This is a genomic window from Aeromonas salmonicida (assembly GCF_028355655.1).
Classification (GTDB): domain Bacteria; phylum Pseudomonadota; class Gammaproteobacteria; order Enterobacterales; family Aeromonadaceae; genus Aeromonas; species Aeromonas salmonicida.
The window spans coordinates 1,936,709-1,952,542 of the sequence record NZ_CP110645.1 but is presented as its reverse complement, the minus strand read 5'-3'; the positions used below and the strand labels follow the sequence as shown (position 1 = coordinate 1,952,542).

General features: G+C 58.3%; 14 protein-coding genes and 1 pseudogene. 10 read left to right on the top strand and 5 right to left on the bottom strand.

From position 1 onward, the window contains the following. The first annotated feature begins 102 nt into the window (after positions 1-102). The 6 genes from ONZ54_RS09420 (at position 103) to ONZ54_RS09395 (ending at position 7,315) form a co-directional block, all read left to right on the top strand. Entirely contained in the window at positions 103-1,524 is a 1,422-nt protein-coding gene (locus ONZ54_RS09420) for a carbon starvation CstA family protein (protein ID WP_271788010.1), read from the top strand. A 289-nt stretch (positions 1,525-1,813) separates the two neighbouring features. Continuing rightward, positions 1,814-2,152 (top strand): DUF3302 domain-containing protein, encoded by a 339-nt coding sequence (locus tag ONZ54_RS09415; protein ID WP_005314799.1) that lies wholly within the window; start codon positions 1,814-1,816, stop codon positions 2,150-2,152. A 3-nt stretch (positions 2,153-2,155) separates the two neighbouring features. Further along, positions 2,156-3,193, top strand: coding sequence for an HlyD family secretion protein (locus tag ONZ54_RS09410; RefSeq protein ID WP_005314797.1), 1,038 nt, complete (start codon positions 2,156-2,158; stop codon positions 3,191-3,193). A gap of 101 nt (positions 3,194-3,294) precedes the next feature. Then, positions 3,295-5,055, top strand: a complete 1,761-nt coding sequence (locus tag ONZ54_RS09405) for a DNA repair helicase RadD (RefSeq protein ID WP_271788009.1) — start codon at positions 3,295-3,297, stop codon at positions 5,053-5,055. Positions 5,056-5,160: 105 nt separating this feature from the next. After that, positions 5,161-6,606, top strand: coding sequence for a D-alanyl-D-alanine carboxypeptidase/D-alanyl-D-alanine endopeptidase (gene dacB / locus ONZ54_RS09400; RefSeq protein WP_059169649.1), 1,446 nt, complete (start codon positions 5,161-5,163; stop codon positions 6,604-6,606). A gap of 445 nt (positions 6,607-7,051) precedes the next feature. Then, positions 7,052-7,315, top strand: coding sequence for a GrxA family glutaredoxin (locus ONZ54_RS09395; RefSeq protein ID WP_005314790.1), 264 nt, complete (start codon positions 7,052-7,054; stop codon positions 7,313-7,315). A 61-nt stretch (positions 7,316-7,376) separates the two neighbouring features. On the opposite strand, the gene ONZ54_RS09390 is transcribed toward ONZ54_RS09395, so the two are convergent. Beyond that, positions 7,377-7,589: a DUF1653 domain-containing protein gene (locus ONZ54_RS09390; protein ID WP_059112216.1), complete on the bottom strand. Its 213-nt coding sequence runs from the start codon at positions 7,587-7,589 to the stop codon at positions 7,377-7,379. A gap of 392 nt (positions 7,590-7,981) precedes the next feature. On the opposite strand from ONZ54_RS09390, the gene ONZ54_RS09385 reads away from it, so the two are divergent. Further along, positions 7,982-9,196, top strand: a complete 1,215-nt coding sequence (locus tag ONZ54_RS09385; protein ID WP_005314784.1) for a pyridoxal phosphate-dependent aminotransferase — start codon at positions 7,982-7,984, stop codon at positions 9,194-9,196. A gap of 64 nt (positions 9,197-9,260) precedes the next feature. Here the strand turns inward: ONZ54_RS09385 and ONZ54_RS09380 are convergent, their stop codons facing one another. After that, positions 9,261-10,736, bottom strand: coding sequence for a YfcC family protein (locus tag ONZ54_RS09380; protein ID WP_271774729.1), 1,476 nt, complete (start codon positions 10,734-10,736; stop codon positions 9,261-9,263). A gap of 162 nt (positions 10,737-10,898) precedes the next feature. Beyond that, on the bottom strand, positions 10,899-12,092 hold the full coding sequence (gene fabV, locus ONZ54_RS09375; protein WP_021140931.1) for an enoyl-ACP reductase FabV: 1,194 nt from the start codon (positions 12,090-12,092) through the stop codon (positions 10,899-10,901). A 353-nt stretch (positions 12,093-12,445) separates the two neighbouring features. Between fabV and ONZ54_RS23345 the strand changes: the two are divergent. Together ONZ54_RS23345 and ONZ54_RS23340 are read left to right on the top strand one after the other, a co-directional pair. After that, positions 12,446-13,204, top strand: a pseudogene (locus ONZ54_RS23345) (PAS domain-containing protein); the annotation flags it as partial. Between the two features lie 24 nt (positions 13,205-13,228). Beyond that, entirely contained in the window at positions 13,229-13,744 is a 516-nt protein-coding gene (locus ONZ54_RS23340; RefSeq protein WP_257979954.1) for a methyl-accepting chemotaxis protein, read from the top strand. Between the two features lie 202 nt (positions 13,745-13,946). Here ONZ54_RS23340 and ONZ54_RS09365 read toward each other — a convergent pair whose 3' ends face one another. Beyond that, positions 13,947-14,144: a hypothetical protein gene (locus ONZ54_RS09365; RefSeq protein WP_005310661.1), complete on the bottom strand. Its 198-nt coding sequence runs from the start codon at positions 14,142-14,144 to the stop codon at positions 13,947-13,949. A gap of 95 nt (positions 14,145-14,239) precedes the next feature. Beyond that, positions 14,240-15,136: a DMT family transporter gene (locus ONZ54_RS09360; RefSeq protein WP_212539946.1), complete on the bottom strand. Its 897-nt coding sequence runs from the start codon at positions 15,134-15,136 to the stop codon at positions 14,240-14,242. 112 nt (positions 15,137-15,248) lie between these two features. Between ONZ54_RS09360 and rsxA the strand changes: the two genes are divergently transcribed. Beyond that, positions 15,249-15,830 carry an electron transport complex subunit RsxA gene (gene rsxA, locus ONZ54_RS09355; protein WP_005310657.1) on the top strand — a complete coding sequence of 194 codons (582 nt, stop codon included), beginning with the start codon at positions 15,249-15,251 and terminating at the stop codon, positions 15,828-15,830. The last annotated feature ends 4 nt before the right edge of the window (positions 15,831-15,834 follow it).

Sequence of the window (15,834 nt, the reverse complement as noted above, 5' to 3'; positions counted from 1 at the left end):
CGAGTCACCATGGCGCCGCTCGGCGCGTTTCACCTGCCCTTGACAGACGACCCCATTAGACTGGCTGCGCACATCATAGAATAACAATGCAGGAGCGTAGCAATGATCTGGTTCTTCCTCTGTGTCGGCTTACTTGTCGCCGGCTATTTTATTTACGGCAAGTTCATCGAGCGGATATTTGGCCCGAAACCCGAGCGCGCCACCCCCGCTATCACCATGGCTGACGGTGTGGACTATGTGCCCATGTCGGACAAGAAAGTCTACCTGGTGCAACTGCTCAACATCGCCGGCGTCGGCCCCATCTTCGGCCCGATCCTCGGCGCCCTCTATGGTCCGGTCGCCATGCTCTGGATCGTATTCGGCTGCATCTTTGCCGGTGCGGTGCACGACTACTTCTCCGGCATGCTGTCGGTGCGCGCCAAGGGCGCCTCTGTGCCAACCGTGGTCGGTGAACATCTGGGCACGGTCGCCAAGCACTTCATGAACCTGTTTGCGGTCGTGTTGCTGATGCTGGTGGGCGTGGTCTTCGTACTGAGCCCGGCGGGCCTTCTGGCCAACCTCACCTCCACCGATCTGGTCTACTGGATTGTGGCGATTTTTGCCTACTACATCCTCGCCACCATAGTTCCCATCGACAAGATCATCGGTCGCTTCTATCCCATCTTCGGCGCTCTGCTGGTGTTCATGTCGGTCGGCCTCATCGTCGGTCTCATCGTCTCCGGCAAAGGCTTCTACAACACAGGGATGGACTTCTCCAACCTGCACCCCACCGAGCTGCCACTGTGGCCGCTGCTGTTCATCACCATCGCCTGTGGCGCCGTCTCCGGTTTCCATGCCACCCAGTCGCCGCTGATGGCGCGCTGCATGCAAAACGAGAAATCCGGCCGCTTCATTTTCTACGGCGCCATGATAGGTGAAGGGGTCATCGCCCTGATCTGGTGCACACTGGGCCTCTCCTTCTATGAAAGCACGGAAGCGCTCAACGCCACCATGGCCAACGGCGGCCCGGCTGCGGTAGTACACGAAGTGTCCACCAGCCTGCTCGGTACCGTGGGTGGCATACTGGCCATCCTCGGCGTGGTGATCCTGCCCATCACCTCCGGTGATACCGCGTTTCGCAGTGCCCGCCTGATTGTGGCTGACTTCTTCAACCTGACCCAGAAACCCATGGCCAAGCGTCTGCTCATCGCAGTCCCCATGTTTATCCTTGGCTTTATCATCTCCAAGGCGGAATTCGGGGTGATCTGGCGCTACTTCGGCTGGGCCAACCAGACCACGGCCGTAATCATGCTGTGGGCCGCGGCGGCGTATCTGGCCAAAGAGGGCAAACTGCACTGGGTCTGCACCATTCCCGCCATGTTCATGACGGCTGTGGTGTTCACCTACCTGGCCAATGCCCCTATAGGTTTCGGGCTGGAGATGGGCATTTCCACCGTCATTGGCCTGGCGTCCACCGCCGCCATTACCATTGCCTTCCTGCTGAAATACCGTCCGGCCCTGGTCAGCAGTCCAGGCGAAAGCTGAGCATCCTGCTGCAAACAAAAAGGGGGAGCCAAATTGGCTCCCCCTTTTTCGATCATCCGCAGCGGCTGGCAAGCATAAACAGGCGGCCAGTGTCACCAACCAAATGCGCTCCTTTTCGCTCGTAAAAATGAGTCCTGCATCAACGTTTAATTATTCCATCCTGCTTAAGCTTCGATACAAGATCAGGCTGTAAAATCCCGGCGCATCCCCGATAAATATGTGATATTTAATTGCTTTATCTAAAATTGAATCCAATGATTGGTTGTGCATCAAACCTGTGGAGACACCCATGTTCCTTGATTATTTTGCCCTTGGCCTGCTCTTCTTTGTCGGGCTGGTCATGTTCTACGGGATCATAGTGATCCACGATATTCCTTATGAAATAGCCAAACACCGTCAGCACCCCCATCAAGATGCCATTCATGTGGCGGGATGGGTCAGTCTGTTTACCCTGCATGTGCTCTGGCCCTTCCTCTGGATCTGGGCCACTGTCTATCGTCCTGATCGCGGCTGGGGCTTCAACCAGCGTCTGCAACAGGATGAAGACGAGATACAGCTTCTCAAGCAGGAACTCGCCGATCTCAAGGCACGCATCGATACCATCCAACAGACTGAACAACAGGGATAAATCATGGACCTGCTACTGATCCTGACCTACACGGCCCTGTGTGTGGCCGTGTTCAAGATTTTTCGCATCCCGCTCAACAAGTGGACTGTGCCCACGGCAGCGCTGGGTGGCGTGCTCATCATCGGCACCCTGATCATGCTGATGAACTACAACCACCCCTACTCCGAAATGGCCCGCAACTACTACGTCTCCACGCCGATTGTTCCCCTGGTGAAGGGGCGGGTCGTCGAGGTACCGGTACAACCCAACCAGCCGGTGAAAAAAGGCGACGTGCTGTTTCGTATCGAGTCCGAACCTTTCCAGCTGAAGGTGGATAGCCTGAGCGCGCGACTCGACGCCAATAGTGAACACCTCAAATCCATCGAGGCCAGACTGCGTTCTGCCAGACTGGACAGGGATCGCGCCAGTGACTTGATGCGGCGGGGAGTTGGCAAGCAGCGGGATCTCGATGTCACGCAAGCGAATGTGGACGACATTGTCGCCCAGATTGACCAGCAAAAAGCCACCTTGGAAGATCTGCAAGCCCAGCTGAACGAGGCAAAATACCAGCTGGCACAGACAGTGGTTTATGCCCCCAGTGATGGCCATGTGGTGCAGCTGGCCCTGCGCCCCGGCATGATTGCCACCCCTTTCATGTATCGCCCCGTGATGACCTTCATCCATAAAGACGATACCGCCTATGTCGGCTGGTTCTGGCAAAACAGCATGCAGCGTCTGGCAATTGGTGACGAGGCCGAAGTGGTGATCGATGGTATCCCTGGCAGGATCTTCAAAGGCACTGTCACCGCCGTGGTGCCGGCTATCGCCGCCGGCAATGTCCAGGCCAATATTGGTCTGCTGGATCAGACAACAGCGGTGCGTCCGGGTCGTCTGCCTGTGGTCATCTCCATCACGGATCCCGAGTGGCACAAGTATCAGGTGATCGCTGGCGCCAGTGGTCAGGCCGCCATCTATACCCAGCACTTCCACCATGTTTCCGTAATGCGCAAGGTGCTGCTGCGCATGGCAAGCTGGATGAACTACGTCTTCCCCTTCCATTGATCAGAATAAGGGATCCCAGCGGGCCGGCATCATGCCGGCCCGCTGTTTTTGTGGCGCCAAGATCCCTATAATGGCGCCATCCTGCACCACATCCGTTCCCCATGTTTGTTCTCAGACCCTATCAAATCGACGCAGTCAACGCCGTTATCAGTCACTTTCGTCGGCATCCTGACCCTGCTGTGGTAGTGCTGCCTACCGGCGCGGGCAAGAGCCTGGTGATCGCCGAACTGGCCCGCAAGGCCCGTGGCCGGGTATTGGTGCTGGCTCACGTCAAGGAGCTGGTGGAGCAGAACCACGCCAAGTACGAAGCCTGGGGACTCAAGGCCGACATCTTCGCCGCTGGCCTGGATCGCAAGGAGGCCAAGGCCCAGGTGGTATTTGGCTCGGTACAATCGGTCGCGCGCAATCTGGATGCCTTCGATGGCGCCTTCTCGCTGCTGATCATCGATGAATGTCACCGGGTGTCGCTGGATGACGAGAGCCAGTACCACCAGGTGTTGGGCCATCTCAAAGCCAGCAATCCGGCCCTGAAAATTCTCGGCCTCACCGCCACGCCTTACCGCCTGGGGCTGGGCTGGATCTACCGGCGTCACTATCACGGCATGGTAAAGAGCCATGGCGAGCGTCTGTTTGGCGATTGCGTGTTCGAGCTCCCATTGCGCTTCATGGTGAAAAATGGCTATCTGACGCCGCCGCGGCTCATCGACGCCCCCATAGTCCACTACGACTTCAGCAAGCTGGTTGCGCGGGAGAATGGCCTGTTCAGCGAGGCGGATCTCAACGGCGAGCTCAAACGCCAGCAGCGGGTCACCCCCCATATCCTGAGCCAGGTGCTGGAATATGCAGCTGACCGGCAAGGGGTCATGATCTTCGCCGCTACCGTCGAACATGCTGGTGAGATCCAGGGGCTGCTGATTGCAAAATCCCAGACGGCGGCCCTCATTACGGGCGAGACACCGGGCCCGGAGCGCGATGCCCTCATCAGCGCCTTCAAGACGCGGGAGATCAAGTTTTTGGTCAATGTGGCAGTGCTCACCACAGGTTTCGATGCTCCCCACGTCGATCTCATCGTCATGCTGCGCCCCACTGAGTCGGTGTCGCTCTATCAGCAAATCGTGGGCCGCGGTCTTCGCCTCTCACCAGGCAAGGCCGATTGTCTGGTGCTCGATTACGCGGGCAACAACTTCAACCTGTTCGCTCCCGAGGTGGGTGAACCCAGACCCCACGCAGGCACCGAGCCGGTACAGGTGCCCTGCCCGGCTTGCGGTTTTGCCAACACCTTCTGGGGCAAGACTGATGAAGAAGGCAAGGTGATTGAGCACTACGGCCGTCGCTGTCAGGGGCTGTTTGAAGATGACGAGGGCCACCGCGAGGAGTGTGACTACCGCTTTCGCGCCAAGGTGTGTCCCGCCTGCGGCGCCGAAAACGACATCGCCGCCCGCCGCTGCCAGAGCTGTGATCAGCTGCTGGTGGATCCGGACGACAAGCTCAAGGAGGCCCTCAATCTGAAAGACTGCATGGTCATTCGCTGCGCCGGTCTCACCCTCACAGCGGGCCGTGGCAAACAGGGGGAGCGGCTGGAGGTGACCTATCACGATGAGGATGGTCTTACCCTGATGGAGTACTTCGGTTTTCACTCCCCGGGTGCACGGCGCTTGTTTCAACAGCGCTTTGTGCGTCATCATTGGCCCGCCCCGGGCCTGGAGCCGGAATTCACCACTCTGGAGAACGTGCTGGCCGCATCAAACCAGTTTCGTCACCCCGACTTTGTCATCGCCCGCAAGTCAGGTCGCTTTTGGCAGGTGAAAGAGAAAATTTTTGATTATGAAGGCCGGTACCGCGCCGCCAATGCCCTTGGCTGAGCGCGGCTCATACCTTGCAGCGACAGGCTGGCCGGTGAACGTAAACATATTGATTATCAGGGTGGGTAGCGCACTACCGACCCCTTCGTTAAGTTAGAGGATCTTATGCAGCGGCTGTTGATTGGTTTTTGTGCTCTATTTTCCACACTTGTTCCGACTCTGGTTCAAGCCGCCACGCTGACGCCGCCCAAGGGGGGCCAGTACGCCATCATAGTGCAGGGCAATGGCGGCATAGAGTTCGCCCGCAATGCCGATGACATGATAGCCCCCGCCTCCACCATGAAGGTGCTCACCGCCCTGGCGGCACGGCTCGAGCTCGGTGCCGACTTCCGTTTTGCCACCGACATTCAGGCCCAGCCAGGTGCCAAACAGGGTGATGCCATCAATGGCGACATCTGGATCAACTTCGTCGGCGACCCCACCTTGTCACGGATGGATCTGCTGGCCCTGTTCAAGCAGCTCGGCGTCAACCGCATCAAGGGCAATGTCTACGTCAATACCGGCGCCTATAACGGTTACGAGCGTGGCAACGGCTGGTCCTGGGGTGATCAGACCCTCTGCTTCGCCGCCCCCGTCTCCTCTGTCATCATCGACAAGAACTGCGCCTACGCCACCATTACAGCCACCCAGATTGGTCGCCCCGCCACCGGCAACGTCGCCACCGGCGTGCCCATCGGCATTGGCACCGACAGGGTGGAGGTGATGAGCTATGGCGACATGGCACGTCAGTTCTGCGCACTGGAAGTCGACATGGCCAAGGGCAACTTTTATGAGCTCAAAGGCTGCATCACCCCCAACAAGGAACCCCAGGGGCTGCGCTTTGCCATCCACGACGTGGAAGCCTGGGGCTGGGACAACATCCGCTGGGCAATGGACAGAGCAGGCATAGCACACGAAGGGCTGCTTCAGGTCACCCACAAGGCACCAGGCAGTGCCGAGACCCTGGGTACCCATTACTCTGTCTCATTGCCCATCATGCTCTCCAAGATGCTGAAGAAATCGGACAACCTCTACGCCGATACCTTCCTGAAAACGGTAGGCCGCCACTACTACAACAAGCCGGGCAGCTATCGCAGCGGCACCATGGCGGTACGCGCCATCCTGACCAAGCAGGGCATCGACCTCGGCAATGCCACCCTGGCCGACGGCTCCGGCCTCTCTGCCCATAACCTCATCAGCGCACGCCAGATGCTGTCTGTGCTCAACTTCATCCAGAAAAATGATGCCGAACTCGGTCTCATCAAGTTGCTGCCCAGCTCTCAGGTGGATGGCACCCTGGCCTGGCGTCGCAGCGTTACCGCCCCCATGATGAAAAACCGGGTGCATGCCAAGACAGGCACCATCACGGGTACCTCCAATCTGGCCGGTTTTATCGACACAGTCGGTGGCCAGCGCAAGGCGTTCGTCATGTTCCAGCGCGGCCTGTCGCAGGACCCGGCCACCCACGAGCGCTACCGTGCCAGCAAGGCACCCTGGCCCTGGACCGTATTTGAAAAAGGAGTGTTGGAGAGCATCTACCAGCAACAACCCATCCAGATCATCGAGCAGTAATGTGGGGAGCCACCTTGCCAGCAAGGCGACTCTTATGCCCTGAACAAGGCTCGAGAAAGGAGTGCAGGAGAGCATCTACCAGCAACAATTCATCCGGATCATCGAACAGTAATGCGGGGAGCCACCTTGCCAGCAAGGCGGCTCTTATGCCCTGAACAGGGTTCGAGAAAAGGAGTGCTGGAGAGCATCTACCAGCAACAATTCATCAGGATCATCGAGCAGTAATGTGGGGAGCCTCCTTGCCAGCAAGTCGACTCTTATGCCCTGAACAAGGCTCGAGAAAGGAGTGCTGGAGAGCATCTACCAGCAACAATTCATCCGGCTCATCGAGCAGTAATACGTCGGCTTATCGGAAATGGCGAATGGTCATATCGACAATTTGCACTTTGATCGGTACCGAGGCGGGGCTATGCTGTGCCCTGCCTCAATTCAACGGAGAGAGAAGATGTTTGCAGTGATTTTTGGTCGTCCCGGTTGCCCCTATTGTGTCCGTGCCAAGCAGATCGCCGAGCAACTGGTTGAACAGCGTGACGATTTCAATTTCCGTTACGTGGATATCCACGCAGAAGGCATCACCAAGGAAGACCTGGCCAAGAGCGCCGGCAAGCCGGTCAATACAGTGCCGCAAATCTTCCTGGACGAGCAGCACATCGGTGGCTGCACCGATTTTGAAGCCTATGCCAAAGAGAACCTGGGTCTCTACCAGTAAGCTCTCCCCCATAGAAAACAGGCGCCTGATGGCGCCTTTTTTTATGGTGAAAATGACAGACTCAACCCACCATCGGCGTGAAGCGGCTCACCACCTGCCCTTGATGCTCGATCCACTCCATGAACATGGCCACAGGGCGGGCATAGACAACCCCATCCTGCTCGGATTGGTAGACCACCAGCTGCTCCCGGGTTTCGGTGTGCAGGGCCAGGGTGAGCACCTGATAATAACCCCCCTTGAAGTGGCGATAACGGCCGGGCGCGGGTGCATGCATGGACATACCTCTGTGAGTGCGGGCTCGATGAACAAACGAAAAAGAAAGCCGCAGGCCCTGTTGTCTGCGCCCTCTTTATTATTCGCTGGCACGGGCGAGAAGGCGATTTAGGGCCCAAGCCAATCGTGCCATTGGATACGAATATTTCAACACAGTCGGGTAGCTTTGTTAATCAGCCCCTCATCTTTCACTAGTGAACCTCGGGTTACACAAACGATCGTGCTGAATTTAACGTTTCAGCAACCCTGTTTTAAGGCTAAAAATCAGGGAATTCTACTAAAAAGAAGATTGTTCTAGCATTCAATTCTGTGAAGAATAGGGGAAAAGAAATTTGATACTAAAAATCGCCTTTTTCGCCAACGCGTCCCCACGGGGAAGGAAGCACACTCACCATGTTCACTATCGACAAGTCGCACAAGCTCGACGATGTCTGCTATGACATTCGCGGCCCGGTGCATAAAGAAGCGCGCCGTCTCGAAGACGAAGGCCACCGCATCATCAAGCTCAATATCGGCAATCCGGCCCCGTTTGGTTTCGATGCGCCAGAAGAGATCATCAAGGATGTGATCCTCAACATGCCGCTGAGCCAGGGCTACTGCGACTCCAAGGGACTGTTTTCTGCCCGCAAGGCGGTGATGCAGTACTACCAGCAAAAAGGGATGCGCAAGGTCGATATCGACGACATCTATATCGGCAATGGCGCGAGCGAGCTCATCGTGATGGCCATGCAGGCGCTGCTCAACAACGGCGACGAGATGCTGGTGCCCTCCCCCGACTATCCGCTCTGGACCGCGGCGGTGACCCTCTCCGGTGGCCATGCGGTGCACTACCGCTGCGACGAAGGGGCCGACTGGTATCCGGATCTGGATGACATCCGCGCCCGCATCACACCACGCACCCGTGGTCTGGTGCTGATCAACCCCAACAACCCGACCGGCGCCGTCTACGGCAGCGAGTTCCTGCTGGAAGTGATCGAGATAGCCCGCCAGCACAACCTCATCATTTTCGCCGACGAGATCTACGACAAGATCCTCTACGACGACATCTCCCACACCAGCGTCTGCACCCTGTGTGACGATGTGATGGTGGTGACCTTCAACGGCCTCTCCAAGGCCTATCGTGCCTGTGGCTTCCGTCAGGGTTGGATGGTCATTACCGGGCCCAAGGGCCGTGCCAAGGGGTATATCGAGGGGCTGGAGATGCTGGCCTCCATGCGACTGTGTGCCAACGTGCCCATGCAGCACGCCATCCAGACCGCCCTTGGTGGCTACCAGAGCATCAACGAGCTGATCCTGCCGGGCGGCCGCCTGCGCAAGCAGCGGGACAAGGCGTGGGAGCTCTTGAACGAGATCCCCGGCGTCTCCTGCGTCAAACCCAAGGGGGCGCTCTACATGTTCCCGCGCCTGGATCCCAAGGTGTACGACATTCGTGACGACCAGAAGATGGTGTTCGACCTGCTGCAGCAGGAAAAGCTGCTGCTGGTGCAGGGTACCGGCTTCAACTGGCCGGCGCCGGACCACTTCCGGCTGGTGTTCCTGCCCCGGGAAGAGGAGCTGGAAGAGGCCATCGGCCGCCTCGCCCGCTTCCTCAAGGGCTACAAGCAGTAAGCACGGCTCATGAAAAAGGCTCCTTCGGGAGCCTTTTTGCTATCTGTCGGTTGCAGCTGATTCATCAGCCATGCAACAGGGTGCCCGCCACCAGCACCGCCATGGTGATGAGGGCTACCCCGACGATGAAGGGCAGCACCCAGCGCACGAAGCGATCGTAGGGGATCCTGGCGAGCGCCAACCCCGCCACCAGATGGGCTGCGGTGGGAGCGAACAGGTTGATCCAGCCGGAGGCGGATTGATAGGCGGTGATCACCAGATCCCGCGAGATGCCCGAAAAATCCGCCAGCGGCCCCATCAGCGGCATGGAGACGGTCGCCAGCCCCGAGGTTGAGGGAATAAAAAAACTAAGAATGATGTGCACCAGATAAGCCATCAGGATGAACACCGACGAGGAGAGGCCGGTCACCAGCCCTTCAGCCCAGTGCAAAATGGTGTCGATGATGACGCCCTGCTCCATCACCACATAGATGCCGCGCGCTACCGCCACCACTAGCGCCACCCCGATGAGATCCCGCGCTCCGCTCAGGAAAGTCGCCACATAGTTGGACTCGGGCATCCGGTTGATGAGCGCTATCAGGATGGAGGCGCTGAAAAACAGGGTGGAGAGCTCGTCAAACCACCAACCCAGGGTTGGCAGCAGGTCTATCCCCAGATCCGACCAGGGCACCACCGCATAGATCATCAGCAGGAAGGTGCCGAAGAACACCAGCATGGTGAGCTTCTGCTTGCCGGTAAAGGCCGAGTCGCTGCGCTTCATCTGGGAGAATTCATCGTCATAGACGATGTCCGCCAGCACGGAGCGGGACTTGTCCTGCTGCACCTGCTTGGCGTAGCGCATCACGAACCAGGAGGCGAAGATCACCAGCAGCAGCCACTGGATGACCCGCAGGCCAATCCCCTCCCCGATGGGTATGCCGGCAAAACCGGAGGCGATGCCGGTGGCAAACGGATTGACGGTGGAGGCGAGTACCCCGACCCCGGAGCCAAGCAGGATGATCCCCGCCGCCACCATGCGATCGAAGCCTGCCGCCATCATGACGGGCACGATGAGCGCCCAGAAGGCCACCGTTTCTTCCGCCATGCCGAAGGTGGAGCCGCCGAGGGCAAACAGAGCGATCAGCACCGGGATCAGCAGCCGCTCGCGCCCGGCGAAGGTGCGCACTATGGCCCCCACCCCGGCATCGAGCGCGCCGCTTTGCATGGTCACCGCAAGAAAGCCGCCGATGATGAGCACGAACAGTGCCACGTCGGCCGCCTTGTGGAAGCCCTGAATGGGGGCCTTGAGCACCTCGAACACCCCTTGCGGCTGGGAGGGCAGCTCGGTATAGCTGCCGGGCACAGGCAGCAATCGCTCATCGCCGCTGTAATCGGCCACTGTGGCGGCCGCAACCGGCTGCTGGCTCTTGGCGGTGACATAGTCATATTTGCCCGCTGGCAGCACCCAGGTGAGGGCCGCCATCAGGGCGATGATGATGAACAGCAGTGTGTATACGGTGGGGAGTTGGCGCTTCTTGGGCGCCTCATGTGGGGTGGTCATAGCTTCCATTCCTCGGCAGCGCCGTCATGTGATCCGACAGCGCAAGATTAGCGGGTTTGATATGGGGAAAAGGTGATCGCGGATAATATAATTTCGTGATTTCACCAGATTGTTGACAAAAAAACAGGGCCCCGCAGGGCCCTGTTTTCACCTGAGTCAGACTCAGAGCTCAACCACGTCGAATTTCACGTCCGGGTTCACATCAGCCTCGTAATCCACCTCGGCCAAACCGAAACCGAACAGGCGCAGGAACTCCTGCTTGTAGCCGGTGTAGTCGGTCAACTCGGAGAGGTTCTCGGTGGTGATGGAAGGCCAGAGATCACGGCAGGTCTGCTGCACGTCTTCACGCAGCTCCCAGTCATCCATGCGGATGCGGGCCTGCTCGTCCAGCGCCAGCTCTTCCCCATAGAGACGGGTACGCATCATGCGGTAGACCTGCTCCATGCAACCTTCGTGGATACCCTTCTCCTTCATGATCTTGAAGGCCATGGAGATATAAAGCGGCATCACCGGAATGGCAGAAGAGGCCTGGGTCACCACGGATTTCAGCACGGCCACGTGAGCGGTGCCGCCCTTGGCGGCCAGATCGCCACGAATGGCGGTGGCGGCGCGATCCAGATCTTCCTTGGCGCGACCCAGGGTACCGTGCCAGTAGATGGGCCAGGTCAGATCGGTGCCGATGTAGGAGTAGGCTACGGACTTGGCGCCGTCAGCCAGCACGCCTGCATCGCGCAGGGCCGCCATCCACAGCTCCCAATCCTGACCGCCCATGACGGTGATGGTGTTCTGGATCTCTTCCTCATTCGCCGGCTCGACGGTGGCTGTAATGATCTGATCCTTGTTGGTATCGATGGCGGTGGTGGTGTAGGTCTCGCCGATGGGTTTCAAGGCTGAGCGCACCACTTCACCGGTATCCGGCATCTTGCGTACCGGTGAGGCCAGGGAGTAGACAACCAGGTCAATCTGGCCCAGATCGGCCTTGATAAGCTCGATCACCTTGGCACGGCATTCGTTGGAGAAGGCATCGCCGTTGACACTTTTCGCATACAGACCCGCCTCTTTGGCGGCCTTGTCGAACGCGGCCGAGTTATACCAGCCCGCAGTCGCCGTCTTGGTTTCGCTACCGGCTTTTTCGAAGAAGACGCCTATGGTGGCAGCGCCGCTACCGAAGGCAGTGGCAATCCGGGAGGCCAGACCATAACCGGTGGAAGCGCCAATCACCAGCACCCGCTTGGGACCATTGGCAATCATGCCCTGCTCCTGGGTGTAAGCAATCTGACGACGAACATTGGCTTCACAGCCGACCGGGTGAGTGGTGGTGCAGATAAAGCCGCGAACCTTGGGTTTGATAATCATAGAGGGGTCTCGACACCGTTAAATGGATGAAATCGGGGCATAAGATACCTCATCTTGCCGCCCTAGGGTGCTCTGATGTGTTGGACTGCGGGGAAAATGAACAGATCCACGGTATCCGCACTGCCAAAACCGGGCCGGCGCCAGGGGGATGGCGCAGGAATAAGCCAAGGCATGAGGCCTGTGTCGGCCGCACATCCGAGTCTGATCACCCCGATGGCGACAAGAATAAATTAAATAAAAACATATAATTACACTCCATTCCCGTGCTATTGGACAAATATTCTGTACTAGTATCCAGCCGGTCGACTATTGTCACGAGAAGTCTCACAAGGGTCTCAAGGAGGAGCTCCATCATGTTTTGGAAACGTAAGAACAGCAATGAACAACGCGAGAAAGAGGCGGCACTGGCGGAACTGGGCGCCTTCGAACAAGCCATTCAGTCCCGGGTACCCTATATCCAGTTCACGCCGGAGGGCGTGGTCACCTTCGTCAACGATCTTTTTCTCGATATCGTGGGCTATCAACGCGAGGAGGTGGTAGGCAAACACCACAGTGCGCTCTGCTTCCCGGAAGATGTCAGTACGCGCGATTACGAGCTGTTGTGGAGCGCTCTGCGCAACGGCGAGTTTCGTAATGGCCGCTTCATTCGCCAGGCGAGGTCAGGCAAAGCCGTCTGGCTGGAAGCCACTTACTTTCCCATCATTGTTGATGGCAAGGTCATCAGGGTAGCCAAGGTCGCCTCGGACGTGACCCAGCAGCAGTCATCCCTGGAGCGGACCCAAGCCCTGCTGGCGGCGCTGGACAAGTCACTCGCCGTCATCGACTTTCAGCCGGATGGCACCGTCATCAACGCCAACCAGAACTTCCTGCACTGTTTCGGATACCGGCTGGATGAGGTGGTGGGCAAGCACCACAGCATGTTCTGTGATGACGAGTTTTATCGGAAAAGCCCCGACTTCTGGCGAGATTTGGGCTCGGGAAATATCCAGTCAGGTCTCTTCATGCGCCTTGGCCGCCACGGTGAAAAGATCTGGCTGGAGGCCACCTACAACCCCATCTTCAACCACGAGGGCAAGGTGATCAAAATCATCAAGCTGGCGAGCAACATCACTGAGCGGGTCGAAAAATCCATCTCGGTGCGCGAAGCGGCGCAAAAGGCGTGCGCCATCGCTGGTGAAACAGTGTCGAGCGCCGCCAAGGGGCGCGAGGTGATCGACAAGGTGCTGGAGACCTCGTCACACATCAACACCTCGGTCAACGAGGTCAGCAGGCAGATTGAGAACCTCAACCAGCAATCGAAAAGCATTGAATCCATCATCTCGACCATCAGCGGTATCGCGGATCAGACCAATCTGTTGGCACTCAATGCCGCCATCGAGGCGGCCCGGGCCGGTGAGCAGGGTCGTGGCTTTGCCGTAGTGGCGGATGAGGTACGCCAACTGGCTGCCAGAACCTCCAGCTCCACTGGCGAGATCATCTCTGTCATCAAGCTCAACTCGGACATCACCTCCAGGATCACCCAGACCGTCTCAGTGGTCTCTGACAAGGCCATGGCGGGCCAGGAGCAGGCCAGCATCATTGCCACCGTCATCAAGGAGATCATCGAAGATGCCAACTCCGTCTCCGCCACGGTCAAGGACTTGTCCATCTGATACGGAAAGGCGACGCAAGGCAACAAGCGGCGGAGAGCTCGTCGCTTGTTCCATTCTGTAGAAGGTTGTCCGCAAGGTGGCACAACAGTATGGCGGCGCAGATGGCCGTATTGATGTGGGCGGCAAGAGTGTGGCGAGCAAGGGGTGAACAGGCGCTATGCCCTCGCCCATCCCCGGCGTTCGAGATAACCAGACCCGATACTCAGCCTTCCCCCTTCATGTAATGGCGAGCCGCTTCGTCGGCCTGCATCAGGGCGGCCTCCCACAATTCAGCGATCAGCAGCCCCTCCTCTCCCACCGCAGCCTCCTCCAGCGCTTCCAGCGACCTGGCATCATCCAGCGTAAAGGGATTATGGGTCAACAGGGCCTGCGCCCTGGTCAATAACATCATGCTGTTCATCGGCATTCTCCCGGATAAAACCTGGCCAAGGTGATGAGCGACACACGCCCTTTGACTGTGCTGACTCTAGTCCATCGATCAGCCTCCGGGATAGATCAGCTGTCGGCGATAACCGGCTCGCGCACTTTGCGCCGAGCGGGCAGCTGGCCCACGGCGATCCCCAGCAGGACGGCGCCACAGGCAAGCCATTGCAATGGCGTCAGAGTTTCACCGAGCAGCAGATAGGCCAGCAACAGGGTAAAGACCGGAATGAGGTTCACATAGGCCGCCGCCAGGGTCACCTTGACCTGGGTCACCGACCAGTTGTAGAGCAGGTAGGCTCCGAGCGTCACAAAGGCGCCAAGAAAGACGATGACCACCATGTCCTGCCAGGCCCAGGCGGTGGGCCAGGGTTCGCTGAAGGCGAAGGGGGCGAAAAAGAGGGTACCGACGAAGGCTTGCAGCGCAGTCAGGGTCAGCACGCCGTAGCGGCTGGAGAGCTTCTTGAAGACCACAGAATAGGTGGCGGCGCACAGCATGGCCGCCATCTCCAGGCTGTTGCCAAGCAAGGCGTTGGGGGCAAACTCATCCACGCCGCTACCCAGCCCCAGCAGGGCAATGCCGACGATGGCGATGGCAAAGCCGAGCAACTGGCGGCGACTGACCCGCTCCTTGAGCAGCACAAAGGCCACCAGGGCCACGATGAGCGGCAACAGAGCACAGACCATGCCCGCCTGACCAGCACTGGTGTAACGCAGGGCATTGACCTCCAGCAGGAAGTAAAGGCAGGGCTCCAGTCCCCCCATCAGGGCCAGCCAGCGCCAATCCCCCTTTTGATAGGTGAAATTGCCCAGATAGCGGTAGCAAAGCAGCCAGCAGAGCGCCGCCACACTCATGCGCATGAACAGCACCTGACCGAAACCCCAGATCCCCAGCACGTGCTTGAGGGCGATAAAGGAGCTGGACCAGAGCAGCATTGCCAGGGTCAGGGTAAAAATGGGTAAAGGGCGCACATTTCCTCCATGAAATTGGCCATTTGAATAATAACCATGCGGCCTTGCGGTTGTTTAAGGAGACCTAAAATCAGATAATACCGCCGCCTTCAAACCGGATAACCCATCTCCCATGACTGAGTACCTGCTTTTATTGGTCAGTACCGTGCTGATTAACAACTTCGTGCTGGTGAAGTTTCTCGGCCTGTGTCCCTTTATGGGCGTCTCCGGCAAGCTGGAGACCGCCGTCGGCATGGGGCTGGCGACCACCTTCGTGATGACGCTGGCCAGCGCCAGTTCCTATCTGATGGAACACTATATCCTGATCCCGCTGAACATCGCCTACCTGCGCACCCTTGCCTTCATTCTTGTGATCGCCGTCGTAGTGCAGTTCACCGAGATGGTTATCCGCAAGAGCAGCCCGACCCTCTATCGCCTGCTGGGCATCTTCCTGCCACTCATCACCACCAACTGCGCCGTGCTGGGGGTGGCATTACTGAGCATCAACGAGCGTCACAACTTCATTCAAAGCATCATCTACGGATTTGGCGCAGCCGCAGGCTTCTCGCTGGTGCTGATACTGTTTGCCGCCATGCGTGAACGCCTGGTGGCGGCCGACGTTCCCACTCCGTTTCGCGGTGTGTCGATTGCCATGGTCACCGCCGGCCTGATGTCGCTGGCCTTTATGGGCTTTACCGGCCTTATCAAGATATAGCGCT

What these genes read in the sequence shown, in the direction of transcription:
- ONZ54_RS09420 (WP_271788010.1), top strand. Translation starts at nt 103, where the DNA reads ATGATCTGGTTCTTCCTCTGTGTCGGCTTACTTGTCGCCGGCTATTTT.
- ONZ54_RS09415 (WP_005314799.1), top strand. Translation starts at nt 1,814, where the DNA reads ATGTTCCTTGATTATTTTGCCCTTGGCCTGCTCTTCTTTGTCGGGCTG.
- ONZ54_RS09410 (WP_005314797.1), top strand. Translation starts at nt 2,156, where the DNA reads ATGGACCTGCTACTGATCCTGACCTACACGGCCCTGTGTGTGGCCGTG.
- ONZ54_RS09405 (WP_271788009.1), top strand. Translation starts at nt 3,295, where the DNA reads ATGTTTGTTCTCAGACCCTATCAAATCGACGCAGTCAACGCCGTTATC.
- dacB (WP_059169649.1), top strand. Translation starts at nt 5,161, where the DNA reads ATGCAGCGGCTGTTGATTGGTTTTTGTGCTCTATTTTCCACACTTGTT.
- ONZ54_RS09395 (WP_005314790.1), top strand. Translation starts at nt 7,052, where the DNA reads ATGTTTGCAGTGATTTTTGGTCGTCCCGGTTGCCCCTATTGTGTCCGT.
- ONZ54_RS09390 (WP_059112216.1), bottom strand. Translation starts at nt 7,589, where the DNA reads ATGCATGCACCCGCGCCCGGCCGTTATCGCCACTTCAAGGGGGGTTAT.
- ONZ54_RS09385 (WP_005314784.1), top strand. Translation starts at nt 7,982, where the DNA reads ATGTTCACTATCGACAAGTCGCACAAGCTCGACGATGTCTGCTATGAC.
- ONZ54_RS09380 (WP_271774729.1), bottom strand. Translation starts at nt 10,736, where the DNA reads ATGACCACCCCACATGAGGCGCCCAAGAAGCGCCAACTCCCCACCGTA.
- fabV (WP_021140931.1), bottom strand. Translation starts at nt 12,092, where the DNA reads ATGATTATCAAACCCAAGGTTCGCGGCTTTATCTGCACCACCACTCAC.
- ONZ54_RS09365 (WP_005310661.1), bottom strand. Translation starts at nt 14,144, where the DNA reads ATGAACAGCATGATGTTATTGACCAGGGCGCAGGCCCTGTTGACCCAT.
- rsxA (WP_005310657.1), top strand. Translation starts at nt 15,249, where the DNA reads ATGACTGAGTACCTGCTTTTATTGGTCAGTACCGTGCTGATTAACAAC.